General features: G+C 61.1%; 18 protein-coding genes. 9 read left to right on the forward strand and 9 right to left on the reverse strand.

All coding sequences use genetic code 11. The features are described 5' to 3' along the window. Positions 1-186: 186 nt before the first annotated feature. The 3 genes from KA184_17630 to KA184_17640 form a co-directional block, all read right to left on the reverse strand. Entirely contained in the window at positions 187-1,179 is a 993-nt protein-coding gene (locus tag KA184_17630) for an HAD family phosphatase (GenBank protein ID MBP8131404.1), read from the reverse strand. A 163-nt stretch (positions 1,180-1,342) separates the two neighbouring features. Then, complete coding sequence (locus tag KA184_17635; protein MBP8131405.1) at positions 1,343-1,795, reverse strand: hypothetical protein; 453 nt, start codon at positions 1,793-1,795, stop codon at positions 1,343-1,345. 170 nt (positions 1,796-1,965) lie between these two features. Beyond that, positions 1,966-2,451, reverse strand: coding sequence for a hypothetical protein (locus KA184_17640; protein ID MBP8131406.1), 486 nt, complete (start codon positions 2,449-2,451; stop codon positions 1,966-1,968). Between the two features lie 365 nt (positions 2,452-2,816). On the opposite strand from KA184_17640, the gene KA184_17645 reads away from it, so the two are divergent. Then, positions 2,817-4,184, forward strand: a complete 1,368-nt coding sequence (locus tag KA184_17645) for a sigma-54-dependent Fis family transcriptional regulator (protein ID MBP8131407.1) — start codon at positions 2,817-2,819, stop codon at positions 4,182-4,184. A 109-nt stretch (positions 4,185-4,293) separates the two neighbouring features. Here the strand turns inward: KA184_17645 and tatA are convergent, their stop codons facing one another. After that, on the reverse strand, positions 4,294-4,473 hold the full coding sequence (gene tatA, locus KA184_17650; protein ID MBP8131408.1) for a twin-arginine translocase TatA/TatE family subunit: 180 nt from the start codon (positions 4,471-4,473) through the stop codon (positions 4,294-4,296). A gap of 248 nt (positions 4,474-4,721) precedes the next feature. On the opposite strand from tatA, the gene KA184_17655 reads away from it, so the two are divergent. Together KA184_17655 and KA184_17660 are read left to right on the forward strand one after the other, a co-directional pair. After that, positions 4,722-5,513, forward strand: a complete 792-nt coding sequence (locus KA184_17655; GenBank protein ID MBP8131409.1) for a hypothetical protein — start codon at positions 4,722-4,724, stop codon at positions 5,511-5,513. Then, on the forward strand, positions 5,510-5,854 hold the full coding sequence (locus KA184_17660; GenBank protein ID MBP8131410.1) for a transcriptional regulator: 345 nt from the start codon (positions 5,510-5,512) through the stop codon (positions 5,852-5,854). The genes KA184_17655 and KA184_17660 overlap by 4 nt, the downstream gene beginning before the upstream one ends. 4 nt (positions 5,855-5,858) lie before the next feature. Here KA184_17660 and holA read toward each other — a convergent pair whose 3' ends face one another. The 3 genes from holA to KA184_17675 are packed head-to-tail and all read right to left on the reverse strand — an operon-like array spanning position 5,859 to position 8,471. Further along, positions 5,859-6,896, reverse strand: coding sequence for a DNA polymerase III subunit delta (gene holA, locus KA184_17665; GenBank protein MBP8131411.1), 1,038 nt, complete (start codon positions 6,894-6,896; stop codon positions 5,859-5,861). Between the two features lie 4 nt (positions 6,897-6,900). Further along, positions 6,901-7,467, reverse strand: coding sequence for an LptE family protein (locus tag KA184_17670; protein MBP8131412.1), 567 nt, complete (start codon positions 7,465-7,467; stop codon positions 6,901-6,903). Positions 7,468-7,469: 2 nt separating this feature from the next. Beyond that, positions 7,470-8,471, reverse strand: coding sequence for a tetratricopeptide repeat protein (locus KA184_17675; protein ID MBP8131413.1), 1,002 nt, complete (start codon positions 8,469-8,471; stop codon positions 7,470-7,472). 235 nt (positions 8,472-8,706) lie between these two features. Between KA184_17675 and KA184_17680 the strand changes: the two genes are divergently transcribed. From KA184_17680 to KA184_17690, 3 genes are all read left to right on the forward strand, one after another. Continuing rightward, complete coding sequence (locus tag KA184_17680) at positions 8,707-10,188, forward strand: hypothetical protein (GenBank protein ID MBP8131414.1); 1,482 nt, start codon at positions 8,707-8,709, stop codon at positions 10,186-10,188. A gap of 14 nt (positions 10,189-10,202) precedes the next feature. Then, entirely contained in the window at positions 10,203-10,589 is a 387-nt protein-coding gene (locus KA184_17685) for a VanZ family protein (protein MBP8131415.1), read from the forward strand. 93 nt (positions 10,590-10,682) lie between these two features. Further along, on the forward strand, positions 10,683-12,806 hold the full coding sequence (locus tag KA184_17690; GenBank protein ID MBP8131416.1) for a PBP1A family penicillin-binding protein: 2,124 nt from the start codon (positions 10,683-10,685) through the stop codon (positions 12,804-12,806). 16 nt (positions 12,807-12,822) lie between these two features. On the opposite strand, the gene KA184_17695 is transcribed toward KA184_17690, so the two are convergent. Next, entirely contained in the window at positions 12,823-14,064 is a 1,242-nt protein-coding gene (locus KA184_17695; protein MBP8131417.1) for a Gfo/Idh/MocA family oxidoreductase, read from the reverse strand. A 134-nt stretch (positions 14,065-14,198) separates the two neighbouring features. Next, entirely contained in the window at positions 14,199-15,110 is a 912-nt protein-coding gene (locus tag KA184_17700) for a hypothetical protein (GenBank protein MBP8131418.1), read from the reverse strand. A gap of 285 nt (positions 15,111-15,395) precedes the next feature. On the opposite strand from KA184_17700, the gene KA184_17705 reads away from it, so the two are divergent. The 3 genes from KA184_17705 to KA184_17715 form a co-directional block, all read left to right on the forward strand. Continuing rightward, a complete protein-coding gene (locus KA184_17705) occupies positions 15,396-17,021 on the forward strand; it encodes a sodium/solute symporter (GenBank protein ID MBP8131419.1) in 1,626 nt (541 codons plus the stop codon). A gap of 304 nt (positions 17,022-17,325) precedes the next feature. After that, positions 17,326-17,727: a MerR family transcriptional regulator gene (locus KA184_17710; GenBank protein MBP8131420.1), complete on the forward strand. Its 402-nt coding sequence runs from the start codon at positions 17,326-17,328 to the stop codon at positions 17,725-17,727. A gap of 272 nt (positions 17,728-17,999) precedes the next feature. Then, on the forward strand, positions 18,000-18,386 hold a 387-nt coding region (locus tag KA184_17715; protein MBP8131421.1), incomplete at its 3' end, for a flagellar brake domain-containing protein.

Consider the following 18,386-nt stretch of genomic DNA (forward strand, 5'->3'; position numbering starts at 1 on the left):
CTATTCATGACTACCTGGATGCCCATAACAAGGACCCGAAACCTTTCATCTGGACGGCAACAGCCGACGAAATCTTCCGGAAGATCGCTCGACTTTGTGAAGGAATTTCTAACTCAGGACACTAGAGACAGAAATCAGGTTTCAGAACAACTTCTCGAAACGCGCCTGTGCCGCGCGGTGCCGCGCTCACTCCCCGAATGCGAGCCGCAACACCTCCGAAAAATCCTCGCAGTAGTGCGTACACAATCCGCGCGTGCCGCTTTGCACAATGTTGCCGCCCGCCATGCCGATCGCCGGGTAACCCGCCAGACGGATGCTGCACACACCCGCGCCGCTGTCTTCCAGCCCGATCACGGCGTTCCTGTCCTGGAACTCCATACCCAGCCCCACCCGGCATGCCTCCGCATACAGCCACGGATGCGGTTTCGGCGACAACTCGCCCAGCGTGCCTGCTTCGCCCCGCCGAAGCGGAAAACCAGCCGTGATAATCGCGTCGTAGAATTCCTTCGGGTCGCCCATGCCGAGGGTACGAAACGCCGACAGGATTTCAGGCCAGGCCTTCTCGTAGAGACCCGAAGTCACAAGCGCAATCCTCACTCCCCTGCCCTTCAATTCCAGAAGGAACTCCTTCAACCCCGGCGAGGGCATGAAGGCATTCGCGCGGCCCCCGCCATCGACTATCGCCTGCAATTCGCGGTGCGTGTGTTCGAAGTAGTGGCGCCGTATCGTTTCCACCGTCCGGTCCGGACAATACTTGCGGATGCAATGCTGCAAATGTTCCGATACGCTGTGACCGGAAACGTACGGCAGGTCAGCTTCCTCCAGCTCGAAATGCGGGTCCCCCAACGCGCTTGCGGTCGACAGTTGAATGATCCATATCCAGAATTCCTCGCTGCGGACGCTGGTGCCGTCCAAGTCCATCAGCACCGCCTTCAACGGCTTCTCCATGTGCGCCGGATGTACCGGATAATAGGCCGGATGCCCCATCGACGACTTCACATACGCCAGCGTGTGGCTCTCAAATGCAATGAATTCGACCTTCCCGTCGCCCGTCGTGACGATCGTGGTCACCCCTTGCTCACCTGCGCGAAAGAGGCCATCGCTGCATGCCGGCAGCGTTCTGAATCCGGAGGGGGCTGGCAGGGAACCCAGTCCAGGCAAGGTAAGTACTGATTCCATGGTAGTTCCTGTTCCGTTGGAAGCAGGCATGAATGTACCGCAGCGGCGCTAGTGACGCAACAGAACTACCCGGAACGCTTGCGCGGAAGTCCACAGCCTCAGCCGCGGTGCATATCGGCTACCGCGCTACGAGACACCACCCCCGATTATTCCCGCCTCACTGCTAGCCGAAAACCGCCCGGAAATAGTCCTTGTTATCCAGCAGTGAGAGGTCCACATTCACGAATTTCTCGAACTCTTCTTGCGAAATACTGACAATATCGCCAGAACTCTCCAGTACAGAGGCCGGTGTCTCCTCCCCTTCCGGAAGCGGACTACAACTCTCGCCGTCCGCCTCTGAAGGTTCGCAACCAAACAGCGGCTCATCTTCGTTGAAGAGCTTGCTCAGGCGGTCATCAAGGAAGCGGGTCAGCACTTCCAGCAAATGGCGCCGCCGCTCCTCAATCGACTCGGCGTTCATGGTGGTCGTATCCAAGGGCAGAACACAGCCGCAGAAAATGGCCACCATATCCTTGCAGGCCGGACACGGTCCGACGATTATGGCGCCCACCGGCGGCGTAATGATCTTGCCCTTGGCCCCGCAGTGCGGACACTCGACATTCGTGAATGAGACCATGATTCAGTTTCTCCGGCATGACTGCCTTACTCTTAATTGATTATAGCATTTTCACGTTCCTGTGGCAAATCGGCGCCAAAAAATATGAATTATGATAAAAAATGACCAAGCCCACTGTCCCCGTGAGACACACCAATCCCCTCTTCCGTTTTCGAAAGAATAAGGGACTGCTAACCGGCGGGGGGCGCATCCGCCGCTTCGATTGGAGCCTCTTCCTGCGGCGCGGCGAGCTTGGCCTGCAGAGCTTCCAGAATAGCCAGCGCCTCGCTGTTATCTGTGGCCTTGCGCGCATGCCAGTTCGGGTAGGTGAGCAGGGTGACGCCGTAGACTTCGCGCAAAGTCTCGATGTTCACGCCCGTCTCGTGGTCGGATAGCTGGCTGAGTTCGATTGTGTACTTCGTGCGATGCGGAACGAGAATGTGCCGCCGCATATTGGAGTACGCAACGAAGAGTCCGCGTTTGTCGCGCGTGTAGATTTCGAGACCGCGTTCGCGCAACACGGCCTTGACCGCTTGCCACGCGTCCTCGAACGATGCCTCCACCGTTGCGGAGTCCGACATGGCAAAGCCGGTCGTGTCCCGAGCCGCGCGGGCGCAGCCAAGAATGCTGAGCATCACCACTAGCGACGCGATTGGAAAAGACTTAAGAAGCAGCATAGACTTTCCCCATCTGGCCTCGCCGGTCATTCTAGCACAGCAAAACGCTCTTTTCAACGCGCGTTTTCCTGCACGGAATCGCTGTTTCGGCACAGGCTTTCCTCGCGCATGTCCCCGGCGCGCGCTGCGTCCCGCCTTCCCGGCGCCGCTGCGCGGCGTCCAGACGCTGGTCCCCCGGTTCCTTGTCAAGAACGGGGCCCTTCAAGGGTTTTCAGCGCCCTGGTCCGGCGTGCTCCAGTGGACGGCGCGTCACGCCTCTCACAGGCGGCGGCCGAACGCGTGTGCGCATCGAGTACCCGACAGGCTAGAATTACGGCATTGTGGTGTCAAGCCGGGGCGTTTTCAAGCGCCTGAAGAAGTTGCCCATGACAGAGAAGCCGCAAGCGAGCGTGTTAATCGTCGAGCGTAGTCGCGAGGTTGGCCGCGCCACCGCGGCCTATCTGCGCGACCGCCGCTATGGCGCCGAGTGGGTGGACACCGCGGAAAAGGCGTTCGCGTGTCTCGACCGGGGCCCGTTTGACGCCGTCGTGACGGAACTATCGCTGGAGCATGGCGATGGATTGCGCGTTATGGCCGCGGCCCGCGCGCAGAACCCGGATATTTGCGCCATTCTCATCGCGGACCCCAAGGACATCGACCGCGCCACCGAGGGGATCCGCCTGGGCGCATACGACTATCAGACACGCCCCGTGAATCTGGCCAAGCTCGAAGCCGTCATTCAGCATGGCCTCGCTTATCAGCAACTCGCCCTGGCGAAAACGGAATTGCACCGCCGTCTGGACGAACGGCTCGGCCTAAGCAGCCTGATCGGCAGATCGCGGCTCATGGCGCAACTCTACAACGCGGTTCGCCTCATCGGACCAGCCGACACTCACGTCCTCATCTGCGGCGAACCGGGGGCCGGCAAGCGCCTGGTAGCGGAAGCGCTCCATCATAACAGCCCGCGGCGCGACAACCCCTTCGTGAGTCTGGACTGCCGCGGACTGCCCGAGGTGGTTATCCGGTCGGAGATGTTCGGCTACGCCATCGCGCGCGACATGGGCAATTCACCTTTGCGTCAAGGCCGCTTTCTGCTTGCCGACGGCGGCACTTTCTACTTGGCCGGCATCGAAGCACTCTCCCCCGCGCTGCAGGAAAGCCTGTATCAAGCGCTCCGGACAAGCAAGACCCCCCGCCCGGGCGACAACAGGCATGTCCGTGTTGATGTGCGTTTCCTGGCCTCCACGGATCAGCGGCTCGACCGCCTCGTCGCGCAGGGCGCATTCCATGCGAAACTCCACGAAACGGTCAGCCGTGTCGTCATCGAAACGCCGCCCCTGCGCAGACGGCCCGAAGATATCCCGCTGCTCGCGAACCGGCTGCTTAACGACGCGGCGGCTAGACACGCCAAGAACTTGGCCGGTTTCGAGAACGCCGTGCTCGACCTCTTCGCCCGCTACGAGTGGCCGGGCAACATCCGCCAACTCGAAAATACGATCGAGGGCATGGTCACCGCAGTCAGGTCCAATGCCCGGCTGCGCCTGCACGATGTGCCGGAACATATCCGGTTGGAGGCAAAGCCCGCCACCGACGAAATCACCGTTCGCGTGGGCATGACCATGGAGGAAGTGGAACGCCGGGTCATCGAGGAGACCCTTCGGCACTGCGACGGCGACAAGGCGCGTTGCGCCAAGATGCTCGGCATTGGCTTGCGCACGTTGTACCGCAAGCTGGTCGCTTACCAGGAAGGGTAGCCGCCCGAACGGCGGCACAATGCAAACCGAGCGCGAAAGGATGCCTCCTTCCCCTCGCGCTCTCATGCAATACAGCAACGCGCCGCTCACACGCGGCGCGAGGAATTGCTCACGCGTCTTTCTTTTGTTCCGGCTTGTCTTTGTCGGTCTCGTCCACTTCTTTAACGGCCGATTTGAACTCGGACACGGCCGTGCCAAGCGACTTGCCTACGCCAGCCAGCTTGCCGCCGCCGAACAGGACCAACACGATCGCCAGAATGATGAACAATTCCCACGGACCCCAGGTCATGGGCGTGCTCCTTGTCGTGGTTTGCCTTGTCAACACAAAGGATTATACTCTCCGCATAGTAACGAAACAAGAAGCTTGTCGGTTAACACCGGGGGAACACGCAGAGCGCGGGCCGGCGCCGAGCGGAATCAGGCGGGGCGCCCACCGCCCGGCCCCCGCGTTGTGTGTTTGCCTATGTTCTTGTATTGACTTGCCTTAGATCATATGCTAGAAGACCGTAAGCAAGGGGCTGCAGGAGCATGCGCCGGATGAAACGTGAGCGACATCCCCAGGACCTCCAGGCGGGCGACCCCCGTCTTATTGTGCAGTGGGCGCGCCGATACGCCAAGAGCCGGACCATATCGTTCCTCGTCCAGTGGGTGTTCATTGTTGCGATGGTCGTCGTTATCGGCGTCACCGCCGCGTTGACGAACATGGCCTACCAGTCCGGCAACGATGTGCTCGTCTACGTTTCCGTAGCCTTCATGGGACTGATGATCCTCGCTCTAACGTGGTTCTCGCTCTCACCGTGGGGCGGTGACCTTGTTTTCCGGATTACCCAATGGTTGTACGGCGAAGAGGGTTACGTGAGCTACTCCGAGGAAGCGGGCGAGGCTGATTCCGGCCGCGCCTGGCTCTTGACGGCCCTCGGCGGCGGCCTGGTCATCTATCACCTTGTCGGCGCATTGCTGGTAAGCCTGAACTACCTCTCCCTGCACCATTTGCAGCCGTTTTCGGCTCTGTACATGGCCCCGTTCCTCATCTACATGATCCGTGCGCAAGGATTAGGTTTTTGGGCGTGGTTCTGGCCCATTCTCTACGGGCTGCACGCCATTCTATTGCTCGCGGGCGCACCAATACGATTCCCCGGCCAGTGGACCATCCTCAACATGATCGTGCCCGTGTTCGGCTATGGCCTGGTAGCCATCATTGCGGGGCACGTCTACAGCCGGTATGCCCTGCGCAAACTGCGCCGGCTGGCCCGGTCCGGCCTGGACACCGCCCCGCCAGGAGACGATGAAACCTTGGCGTCCGGCAACGATGGAGCGCCGTCCTCATGACGGACCTGGACCGCACGATCCACGAACCGGCCCGGCTCCGGATACTCACGCTTCTATCCGGCGTGGACGCAGTGGATTTCAATTTCCTGCTGAGTACGCTCGGTCTTACGAAGGGCAACCTTTCTTCGCATATGGACAAGCTGGAGAGGGTGGGATACGTCGAGGTCGAGAAGAGTTTCAACGGCCGGATTCCCCACACGGAGTTCCGCATTACGGGCGAAGGCCGTTCCGCGCTGCGTGAGTACTGGCAGGGCATCGACGCCATACGCGCCATGCGCGACTTGCCGGAACGGGGCGACACAGCGCCTGAAAGCCCGCCAGGCGAGCCTGAACGTTCTTGACCCCTCAGCGGCCCTCTGGTTTCGCGCGCGCCGCTCGTTTCGCGGCACGCCCCGGCGCCGACAGCTTGATCACGAGCAATTCGAGCGCCAGTTCCGGATCGACGCCCGTGCTGCGCATCATGAACTGCGTTTCCGTACACAGGGCGAACGCGTCCCGCATTTTTGCGCAACCCAGCTTCTCGGCAAGGGGCTTGACCTTCTTCGCCAGAAAGGGGGTCAGCTTGGCGCCGCCATCCGGCGTCAAGACCGCATACGCGGACTTCAGCAGCCAGTTGAGCGTACCCATGATTTCGTCCGGATGCTTGCCGAAGGAAAGCAGCCGACGCAGGTGCGCGACAGCGGCGCCCATCTGTGATGTAGCGATAGCATCGGTCAGCGCCCAGACCGCCTCCTCCGCGATGTCGGCACAGGCATCGACCACATCGGAAAGCGCGATCCGCTCCTTGCCGCCCGCGAAGTCGGCTACCACCTGGACAGCGTTTTGGACATCCCCAAGACGGCTGCCCGCGCGCTGCAGCAGTTCGTCTACGGCGTCTCTGGCGATTTCCTTATGCCGCTTGCGCAGTTCGGTGTGCACCTCGGCTTCAAGCTGGCGCTTCTCCAGTTCCGGGCATTCAATGATGGCGCCCACGCGCTGACATGCCTTGAAAAACTTGAGACGGCGGTCAACCTCCGAGGCTATGAGCACCATCACGGTGGCATCGTTCGGGTCCGCCAGATACGCATGCAGCGCCTTCCCGCGCGATTCCGTCTCATAGGCTTCGGCGTTGCGCACTTCGACGACGCGGCGCGGCGCCAGAAACGGCAGGGTCTGCGCTTCGAGCACTACGGCGCCGGCGTCCGTTTCATCCGCGTAAAACAGGGCATAGGCGAAGTCGCGCAGGGAAGATTCCACGAAGGCGTCGGCGATTGCCGCAGCGGCCCGCTGCGCGAGCACGGGTTCGAAGGTGGGATTGCGGCCCTTGCCCACACCTGGACAGAAGAGCACCACGGGCGGCGCCTGCCCGGGGTCAAACTGCTCTAGGAACTCTTGAACCAGCACACCGTCACCAAGGCTCCACCGTTCGGTAAAAGATGTCGGATGCCAATTGCTCAAGCGCTTCGGAGGCGGCCCGGTTTTCTTCTTCCGTCGAGAACGACCGCACAGTCGGCAGAAAAGCCTCGGAGTTGCCCCGCAACCGGTCAGACGATTGTCCCGCCGCGCGCGTATAGTACGTGGTCTCGCCCGCCAGCAGCGGCTCTTCCCAAAGCACCTCCCCGGTCTCCTTGTCGGTGAGACGCGCCGCCGCGGCTACGACTACAAGAAACTGGGTGACATTGTCCGCCTGGTCAAAGGTCAGGCCCTTCATCCTGTAATCGAGAATAGTGCCTTCGAGCAGCAAATCCGCGTTCTCGCGATTCGCGACATCGAGGCGCCCGTCCGTGACGAACTTGCGCACGATAGCGTTGGTCAAGGGGGCTTGCAGGTCATATTGCGGGCTCATGTCCTTGAACGAAGACACAAACACCGTCTGATACTTTGCAGGCAGCGTGCTCTCGGTCGTGTAACCGCAACCCGCAAGCGCCGCGCCTGTCAGCGCGGCCAGCACTGCCCATTGCGTCCTGTGTGTCACGCCTATTTCCGTTTCTCGCGGCCAATGCCCTTGCTGAACGGACTCTCCACCATGGGGTGTTCGTCCAGCCATGTCTGAGCGGTCTTTCCCGCTTCCGTCTCGCCATACTCCGCTACAACAATTTCATAGTACAGCCGCGCCGAGGCGAATTCCCGGCGCCGCTCGTAGAACTGTGCCGACTGAAGCCGCTGCGATGCGATGCCTTCCCGCATCTCGACCCGCTTTGCATCCAGGTCGGCGACCCTGGCATCCCCTGGAAAGCGGACCTTGAAATCATCTATGGCATTGATGGCGAGCTCACTGGGTCCCTGGTCATAGGCCGCCGGCAACGACATCCTGTAATAGCACATCGCCAAGCCTTCGCTCGCCTCGTCGACCCACTCGGAACCCGAATAGTCTTCCACGACCCGCCGGTATTCATATGCCGCCTCGACATAGCCCTCGCGCGCATAGTGGCACAACCCCACCTTATATTGCGCTTCCGCGGCCTCAGGCGTGAACGGCTGATTGCGAATCACCATCCCGTAGACCTCCGCCGCCCGTTTCAGCGGACGTTCCCGGAACAACGGCCACCAACGGTCCGCGCGCGCCGTCCCCTGCTGATAGAGGTCGTCGCCAATTTCGTACTGTTTCGAAATAACCGCGTCAAAGAGGTCCGTGTCGGGATAATTCGCCACCACCTGCTGAAACTCGCGCGCCGCGGCCAGGTGTTTGCCCTGCGCCAGACGGATCTCGCCCCGAAGGAACTGGTTATCGTCCGCGTATTCCGTGTCCCCGTAAAACTCCTCGAATTTTTCCGTCTCGCGGTAAGCCTCCTTGTACCGTTCCTTCATGAAGAGACTGCGCGCATACTCCACCTGCAGTTCCGGCGTTTCTTTCGGCAGATTCTTGATGTTGACCCAACGCCCGGTTTGGGGCGTCCAACGCCACTGGGCCTGTGCGCTCTGCATGACCAGCAATGCCAGCACGCACGCCAGGATGCCCGCACCTGTGCTCCTCGACATATGTTTCTCCATCCCGTGCCGAAGAATCGGGACACTGCTCCACCTTGGCGCAACGCCCATGTGAGCGCCCGATCCCGAATGGCCGTTTATGGACGTCATAGTAGCAGGGGCGCAACGCGCCACGCAAGGCGCTGATGCCCCTCCGCTTGCAGCCTGCGGGGGCGGAAACCGATAATAGCGGCTCGTGATGTCCTCTGAACAGGGACCAGATATCCATTCACGGGATTATTCGCCGATGAGCGTTCGTCTTCTGCATTTCTTGCTTGTTGCATCCGCCCTCCCTGCTGGTTGGGCCTTTGCACAACCCCTCCAGACACCGGTCGCGCCAGCAGGGCCGCAGGCGCCGCAGGCGCCCGCTACAACGCCGCCGGCGGCGGCGCTGGATGATACGGAAGAGACCGGCTTGTCGGCCGAACGCGGGGCCAAACTTGCCTCGGCGCTTGACCAGGTCCGTGAACAGGCCGACACCGAGTCGGCGAACACGATTTTGGCCGAGATTAGCGATGAGTCTCTTTCCGACGACGAGTGGCACGACTTTTACACATCCTTTTTCGCCACCCGGCCGCTTACGCCGGGCCATGTGGCATTTTGGGACTTTGCCTTGCGCAACGGCGGCGACGCCACGCCCATTCGCGCAATCGCTTCCTGCAGGTGCGCCCTCGAGGCAATCGCGGCAAGCGCGCAAAAGACACCGCCCGATTTCAACAGCCTCGGCCTGGCTCTGCAATGGCTGGACAGCGTCACGCCGGGCATGCCGCCCGAACAGTTGTCGACAGTCGGCGAAGCGCTCCGGGAAGCGTTCGATCCCCCGCTTGACCTCCTGAGATTACTTGCTGTCTCCCCCGGAACAGCACAGCCGGGCCTCGGCCTGGTCATTCAGGCGGCGCTTTCATTGGGGCCTTTGCTTCCCCCGCCGGAATTCGTCAAATTCGTGAATCTGCCTCCGCCTGGCCCGTTCTTCTACGCACAGCATGGTGTCTTTCTGTTCGACGGTGGTCTCTTGAACGAGGCCCACATTCAGAGCCTGGGCACCCTCCTGGCCGCCGTGCCCTACCAACTGCACAGTGTCGCCGCCGTGCTCGTGCCGGCGGGCTTGGGCGCAAACGCGGCGCAACTTGGGCTGGTCTCTGCCCGGCCCATCCTCGAGATATCGCCCATACCCATGGAAGTGACCTCAAACCCCTCCGAATTCATCCCGCGCGTTGGCCAGACGGTCGCGCCTGAGTTCACGCTGGCCGCGGCAACGGAGTTGCTCCGGATTATCCAGCGGCTCCAGTTCGCGGCGCGGCCCGACCTGGTCTTGCGCAGAAACGCGCTGCTCGACCGTGCGGGCACGCATGCCGAGCGCTATCTTCGCCGCGCCATAGCGCCTCAAGTCTACCTGGAGAATCCCGACGAGTTGCTTCCGCTAACGGGGTATCTCTGGGTGCTGGACTCGCCGCGCGCTTTTTTCATGGCCATGCAATTGCTCGAACTGCGCGAAGGCGAAGCCGCGGACGCGCTATTGCTCATGGCGGACATGCTGTCCGGCGGCGGGGCCTCCACCCTGACCTTCCGCACCGACGCGCTCGGGCGCGTATCAAGTCAGGAAACGCCCTTGCGGCGTGTGCTTGCGGCGCCTGACTTGGCCTACGTCACCGGGATTGGCGTTGAAGGCACGCTGTGGTCCTTCGTACTCAACGCGCACGGCGGCGCCGTCCGCTGTTTCCCCGGGTAGGCCAGCCAAGACCGATGAAAACCCGCTACTATTTTCTTACCGCCCTCTACTGCGCCGCGATATTCTACCTCTCGTCGCGGTCGGAACCTGTGCCCGACAACTACCGCTTCAAGGGGCTGGATAAGGTTGCGCACGTCTTGGTCTATGGCGGTCTGGCCGCGCTCGTCTCCACGGGGTTGCGTCGAAGCGGACGGCCGGTGCGACCATCCGTTCAGGCATTGGCGCCTCTGGCCTTTGCCGTGTTCTACGGGTTTACGGACGAAATCCACCAGTATTTCGTTCCCCTGCGCTCGTTCGACCCGCTCGACTTGCTCGCCAATACGGGCGGCGCGTTCCTGGCTCAAGCGGTCCTCTGCCGATGGTGGGGAATCTTCCGCCCCACGCAGGACCGCGCGCCGTGAAACTTGCACGGCCCGCGCGGTATTCATACTCCGTCATGACCAAAGTCAGTGCTCCGCATTGCGGCGGCATCTTAAGCGTGCTAAGCTGAAATTATGCCAGACACTCAAAAATCGCAAGCGTTCCACCGCGGTTGCGGTGCGCTATTCTTCCTTATCATGCTGGTCGCGGGCGCTGTGTGGGGCGCCGGGCTTGGCGTGTTCGTCAAGGTACTCGAAGACGCAAAGACCGTCATCGCTATTCTTGACGAATTCCGGCCTAAAATCGGGAGTAAAGTGTATTCCTGGGACGGCGAGCTGCTGGGCGAGTTCTCCGAGGAACAGCGGCAGCTGGTGCGGCTGACCGACATTCCTCTGCACCTGCAAAAGGCTTTTCTCGCGACCGAAGACGACATTTTCTACCAGCACAAGGGCGTCCGCCCCGATGCCATCATCAATTCGTTGCTGTTCTACTTCCAGACGGGCCGCGCACGCGGCGCAAGCACCATTACCATGCAGGTCGTGCGCAACGTTGAGCCGCTCGAAATCGGCCAGGAAGTCACGCTCGAGCGCAAGATACGCGAGGCTATCGTCGCGTTGCAGGTCGAACGCCATTTCACCAAGGACGAAATCCTTGAACTCTATCTCAATCAGATCTTCCTCGGCATCAGCGCCTACGGCGTCGAAGCGGCCTCGCATCAGTATTTCAACAAAAGCTGCCGCGACACCACGCTGGCCGAGGCGGCCGTGCTCGCCGGGATCACGCGCGCACCCAATTCACAGAATCCCTTCGCGAATCGCGACGCCGCTCTGACCCGGCGCGGCGTCGTACTCGGCCAGATGCTCGGAAACGGGTTCATCACCCCGGCCGAGTATGAGGCCGCCATGCAAGCAGACATGGATGCATCCGTGGTCACGCCGGAGGAACGGGCCGAACTCGCCTCGCGCGGCGAAGGCGTCTGGAAACCCAACCGCTTCAAAGCGGCCTATTTCTGTGAAGAAGTACGCCGCTTCCTATTGGCCCAGACCGAAAAGGACGAGGTTTTCGGCGAGGGTCTTGAAGTACACACCACGATTGACATGCGCCTGCAGCGCGCCGCCGAGGAGGTCCTGCTTGCGGGGCTCGGCGCCTTTGACCAGCAACGGCTGGAACAGCTCACAAGACAAGGAAAAGCCGACGAATTCCAGCCCGTCAGCGGGGCCCTGGTCTGCATCGACAATCGCGAGCCATACCGGGGCTTCGTCCGCGCCATGGTCGGCGGCCGAGATTTCGAGCAACAGAAATACAATACCGTCACGCAGGCGCGGCGTCAGCCCGGCTCCAGTATCAAGCCCTTCGTCTGGGCCGTGGCTATTTCCAAAGGCCTGACCCCCTCCACAATCATGGTCGACGAGCCCTTTGTGCGTTACGACGGTGCTGGAAAGCCTTGGGCGCCTCAGAACTTCGGTGGCACCTTCGAAGGGCCGGTTACCCTGCGGCGCGCCATAGAAAAATCCGTCAATATCATCTCGATCAAGCTCGTGGAACGCTTCGGCATGCCGGAGGTACGCGCGATGCTGCGCCGATGCGGCATCACCACCCCCATTGACGATGTGGCCGGGCTCACAGTAGGCTTGGGCACGCCCGACGTGCTCGTGCTCGACCACTGCACCGCTTACTCCTGCTTCGCCAACGAGGGCGTCCGCTACGACCCTGTCATGGTCGCGGAAATCCGCAACCGCGACGGGCTCACCCGCTACGACTACCACAGCGACCAGCGCGTCGAACGCGCCCTGCCGGCCAACGTGGCATATGTGATGACCTACCTCATGCAGGGCGCTGCGGAGTATGGCACCGGTTCCCGGTCCAAGGCTCTGGGCAGGCCGCGCGCCGGCAAGACAGGCACGACCAACGAGAACCGCAACGTGTGGTTCTGCGGATTCACTCCTGACTTCACCTGCGTCGTTTGGATGGGGTATCGCGACAACAGCCCGCTGGGACGGGGGCGCGATTATACCGGCGGCCGGCTCGCCTGCCCTATCTGGACGGAGTTCATGATCCGCGCGCACGAAGGTTTGCCTGTCCGCGACTTCGACGTGCCTGACGGTGTGCAATTCATAAATGTCGAACGCGAATCGGGCGTGCGCGGCGGCAGATGGCGAGAAGCGTTCATCACGGGAACAGAGCCGCCCGCGGCCGTGGCCGTCTACGACCAGGAAAACCTCGACGAAACGGCCGCCGCCCTCTTGACACCGCTCTAACGCCGGGACGGTCCCGTCAACACAGCACTTCCGCGCCGCGGCCCTGTGCGATTAACGACTTGTAGCCCTGCAGTTCCGCCTGGACCGCCGCGTCCGTGAGGTCGATGGTCTGCCGCTTTTCCGCCGCAAGGTAGCCCGCCTGGCACAGTCTTGTGATCTCGAGGCCGTACTCGAAATTCAGCAGCGCGTCCTTGCCTTGCTTGAAGGACTGGACGGCGTCCTTGACCTCGTCCACGTAGCCATACAGGTCCGCCTCGTTGTACTGCACGGCGAGGAGGCCGCGGCTCGCCGTGGATTTTTCCAGCGCCGTTTCGGCATCCGCCGCGGCTTCGGCCGCCTCGTCGCCGATAAACACCTGCAGCGAAGACATCAAGGTATTGATCTCGAATGCGTAACCCGGCCCGAGCCCGTCCATGCACAGCCGCAGTCCCTGCTTATCGTACATCCAGGAGTTCGTGAACTGCGCCTTGACCAGCTGGCCCGTCTCCGGGTTCTTGAACGTGACGATGCCCGTGCAAAAGTCCTCCGCCGGAGTCTTGCCGTAGTCAATCCCCATTCTCTTCAGGAGTTTCGCGCGATTCGCCGGGGCGCCCCATTTGAGCAGCGCCGTCTCCGCCTGCACTGCCACCGGTTGCAGGTAGGTTACCGGCTTGCCCACTGGGTTCAGCACGTACCAGCTCACCGCGATGCTGTGGCAGCCCATGTCCGAAAGCACGCCGCCACCCTGGCGCGTCGGGTCCCAGAACCAAGGCTCGTGCGGCCCGGCGTGTTCTTCCGCGCTGCGCGCCAGAGCAATCGGGCCCATGGTCCGCTGTTGCGGCGCGAGCTGGGTCAACGCGGCCCGGATCGCCTTCATGTGTATCTGGTTTTCAAAATAAGCGGTGGGCAGCCTCGTGGATTTCGCGATGCGAACCAATTCCCCGGCTTCCGCGACGGTCCGGCCCAGAGGTTTTTCCACGATGACGCCCTTGAGCGCGGCCCCCGCCTTCACCGCGTCCGCCACCCCCTGCATAATCTCAAGGCGGGCGAAATTCGGGGCAAAGATACATACCGCGTCAACGTTGTCGCACAGTTCCTTTACGCTCCCATAGACCTTGCACCCGCCCACGCCTATTTGATGCGCGAAGGCCGCGAGTTCCTCCGACCCCTTCAGCGCGAACACGCCCGCAAGGTCCACGTCCCGCACATACTGCAGGGCCGTCGCCTGAAATTTCGAGATAAAACCCGCACCGATGAATCCCAGCTTGAACCGTTCCATGTTCTTCTCTCCCGCCTGCATTGATTTCCAAGGACTCTCCCCGGGCAACACCCATTATAGGCAACAGCCTGTCCCCCGGACAACGGCCTTGCGCGACCAGGTATGCGCCGCCGCGCCACGCCGAAACCGGCCCCCTATCGCAGCAGACTGGCCGCGATGCGCCGGTTGAGAATGCCAAACGCCAGATAAAGCCACCATCCCGCAAAGCCCGCTATGAACCCGAAGAACGGGGCGATGAACTGCGCTTCCGCCGCGGACAGGAAAAACAGAATAGAGCCGAAAAGCGCGCCGCTCAGAATCGCGCCCAGGCCGCCCATGCCCGGGTTTTCCGAAACGTCAATAATGAACCTGTAAATGCCCACGGAAACAGCCGAGCCCGCAAGTCCGGCCAGTGCCCATAGCGGCGCCATAAGGAACAGAAAGCCCGCATTGCCCCAATAAGAGCCGCCACCTGCCGCCATTTGCCCCACAAAACCCTGCAGCCCCGGGTAGACGTTCCCGACGCCGATAACGACCGCGATGGGCGCGGTGTTCCACGCGGCCCAGGAACACGATTCGAGCAAAAAGTCGTTGATATCGTAAATGCGCTCGGCGAAGACCAGCCCGGTATAGATCACCGCCGCCGTCAGCACCCACGCGCCCGAAACCGGCATAAACCGCCCTCCCGACAGGATCATCGCGGAGCCCGCCACCCAAAGCACGACCGCCGCCACAGCCAGCGCCAGCTGGGTCCGACTGAGGCCCAGGAAGACTTCGCTCCGGTCCTTGCGCGCCGCGCCGGAGCTCACCAGCTTTTCCGCGAGGTTTGCCTTCAGTTCCTCCGCCTCGGGCCCCGGGAACAGATACTCGAAATGCATGCAGGTCTTCCATGCATCCTGGAAGCGGCCCAGCGCATCCAGAACGCGTGCCTTCGCAAGCAGGATACTCTTCTCATCCGGAAAGGCCTCCTGCAATTGGTCCAGGAGTTTCAGCGCCTCCTCGTTCCGTCCTTGCGCGTGCAATCCGCCCGCCTGCTGATACATGGCCGCCGCCGTCTGCTTATTCATCTGGAGTCTCCGTTGAATATACCCTGCCTTGCCGATAAAAACGCATAGGTGGCTGAGTAGCATTAGGGCCATATGTTGCCCAGTTTCTATAACAAAAACAAACTGTCGCTCTTTCCTTGAAGAGCCCTGTCCCGGACTCAGGCGCGGGTCTGCGAGCGAACGAACGCCTGCTTTTTCGCACGGCTTCTGTCGTCATTCCTGTCGCCGTTCCTTGACCCATGCCGGTCAAGCTGATACCCTCAGCCAGTTTCACTGTGGGAAGGACAAAACACGCGGGGAGCGGCCATGGCACCGACGCAGTTTACGACGCTGGACTGGGTAATTCTCATCTTATACTTCGGTTCAATGGCCATGATGGGCCCGCTTTTCGCACGGCGCGGCCGGTCAACCGAGGGGTATTTCCTCGGGAATCGCTCCTTTCCCGGCTGGCTGATCGGCCTGTCCATGTTCGCCACGTCGATCAGTTCAATCACCTTCGTCGCCTATCCCGCCGACGCCTACAAGACGGCCTATATCCGGTTTCTGCCGTGTATCATGCTGCCTTTCGGCATCTACTTTGCCTCGCTCTTCTTTCTGCCTTACTTTCGCAAAGCAAAAGCCGTCTCGGCTTTCGAGTACCTCGAGGCGCGATTTGGGTCGGGGACCCGGCTCTATGCCTCTTCGATGTTCGTGGTCGGCCAGGTAATCCGTCTCAGCCTGATTCTTTATCTCGTGGCACTGCTCGTCCACGAGATGACCGGTATCGACCCCTACTGGTGCATTCTGATCGGCGGCGTGGTCACATCCTTCTATACGATCACGGGCGGCATCGAGGCGGTCATCTGGACCGATTTCATTCAGTCGTTCCTGCTTTGGGCGGGCGGGTTTATCTGCCTTTTCGTCATCATCTACAAAATCGACGGCGGTTTCGCCCGCATTCTCTCCGAGGCCTGGAACGACGGCAAGTTCATGCTGGGGGACTTGAACCAGGCTACGGGCAAGCTCGAAAAAGCGCCGTGGGGCTTCTCGCTGATCGACAAGACCGTCGTAATGATGCTGCTCATCGGCCTGAACAACTGGCTCACCGAATACAGCAGCAACCAGAACGTCATTCAAAAGTATTGCGCGTCCAAGAACCCGAAAGAGGCCACGCGCGCCATCTGGATCTGCTGCGTGTGCAGCGTGCCGACGTGGGGCTTCTTCATGTTGCTCGGCACGGCGCTCTATGTGTTCTTCAAACTGCACCCCGACCCGGCCGCCGCCGAGATGTTGACCGGCGTCAGAAAGACCGAGCAAGTGCTCCCCTTTTTCGTGGTCAAGTACCTGCCCGCGGGGCTCTCCGGACTGGTTATCGCGGGCGTGCTCGCCGCCGCCATGTCGTCACTCTCATCCAGCATCAACGCCATCTCCGCCGTCAGTATCGTCGATATCTACAAGCGCCGTCTTGTCCGCGGCAGGCCGGACCGGCACTACGTGATGGCGGCAAAGCTTATCTCGCTGGCCGCATCCTTCGTCATGCTGGCCGGCGCATTCTTGCTGATGAAGGCCAATGACAAGACGCTGCAAGATACCGCCACCAAGCTGGGCGCCCTGACCGGCGGCGGGCTCTTGGGCCTGTATGTGCTCGGCTTTCTGACGACGCGCGGCGATGGCCGCGCGGTCCTGGCCGGAATCCTGACTGCCCTCGCCTTTTCGCTCTACATCACAGCCTCGGAATTGAAGTGGATTACGCCTGACACGTTTGCGGCCCTCGGGTTCGGCGATGCCTTGGCCGCGCGCATTGCCAAGCCCATCGACACCTATTACGCAGGGATGCTTGCCAACTTGTTCATGTTCCTGATTGGCTACGCCGCGGCCTGCATCATCAGCAGACCCCGCCGGGACCTGACCAACCTGACGGCGTGGACTCAGGATCGCAAGGCAGAAGAATAAGAAGAATAAGACGGCGCCGTTCCTTTGCAGCCGCGCCGGCTTGCATGCTCCTTTTGCGGCCTTATATCATGGCCGACGACGATGCGCGGTAGAGCGGGGGGGCACCGTAAGGCTCGGCGCAGGCCTGATGCGGGTGCGAGCCTCGTATGGGAACTGCGGAACGTTCGTAATGCAGGGCGCGCTGCAGGCGGGAGCAAGCGCTCTGCCGCGGGGACAGCGGCGTGCGCAAGACAGACCGGGCAACAATAGAAGCAGCTTGACCGGAGGGGCGCAGGACTGCGGTTCCGGCAACGGAAACACTGATATGTCAAATCACGATGTGCCAGTCAGAATTGACCTTGATACGCCCAAGATCGACCCGAACCGGCGGTACCGGATCGCCGAAGTCAGCCGCCTGCTGCATGTGCCTGTGCATGTACTGCGCTATTGGGAGAGCCTCATTCCCGAGATCAAGCCGCCGCGCGACCGTTCTAACAAGCGCTATTACAAGGCCGACCTTATTGACAAAATCCTCAAGGTGCGCCAGTACCTCCGCAGTGAAGGCCTTTCCCCCGAAGGGGCCCGCACCAGACTGATTCAGGCGATCCAGGGCGTTGTCTCGCCAGCATCCCGCCGCGAGGCCATCGACCTGCTCGACAAGCTCACGGAAGAAGTGCGCGCCGCGATTGATCTGCTCGACCGTGTGCGAGCAACGGACGATACCTGAGCGACAGCGCCAATCCAAAGCAGACCGCTTTGCCCGCCGCAAAGACAAACATACAAGACCTGGAATTTCAACGCTTTTCACGCAACGTGCAATAGTATTCCCCATGTCTTGACAAATTACACCATATATTGCATACTGCACACCGTAGACAGGGGGACGAACACTGCCTGTTGTGGCGGCGGTTGGTCGTTCAGGTTCCTGTTGTGAGGTGTGTGCAGCGGAAAAATGTGGAGTATGCATTCCGTCCGCAATTGACAAACGGGGGTTTAGTCATGACGAAAGACGCCATCGTTCAAGGCGCGGCGGCCACGGCGAGAATACGCAGACTGGAACGCCTCGAAAACAGCATGGAAGTGGGTTCTTCAGTTTTCCTCGAATTCGAGCGAACGGACGAAGAGCCTTTGCGCGACCGGAGTATGCTCCGAGGTTGGAAGCAGGGAAACTACATTATCGTGGACCGGCCCGTGCGCAAAGACAAGCACCTGTTCCGCGCGCATGACATGTGCGCCATGCGCTTTGTCCGGGATGGTATCGCATGGGGTTTCCAGACATTCGTTCTGGCGCTCTCGCCGGGCAGGCGCGAAGACCTCTTGTGGCTTTCGTGGCCGGAAGACGCCTCATTTATAGCGCTCCGGCGCCATGAACGAATCAAGCTGCAA

This window comes from Candidatus Hydrogenedentota bacterium (assembly GCA_018005585.1).
Taxonomy (GTDB): domain Bacteria; phylum Hydrogenedentota; class Hydrogenedentia; order Hydrogenedentales; family JAGMZX01; genus JAGMZX01.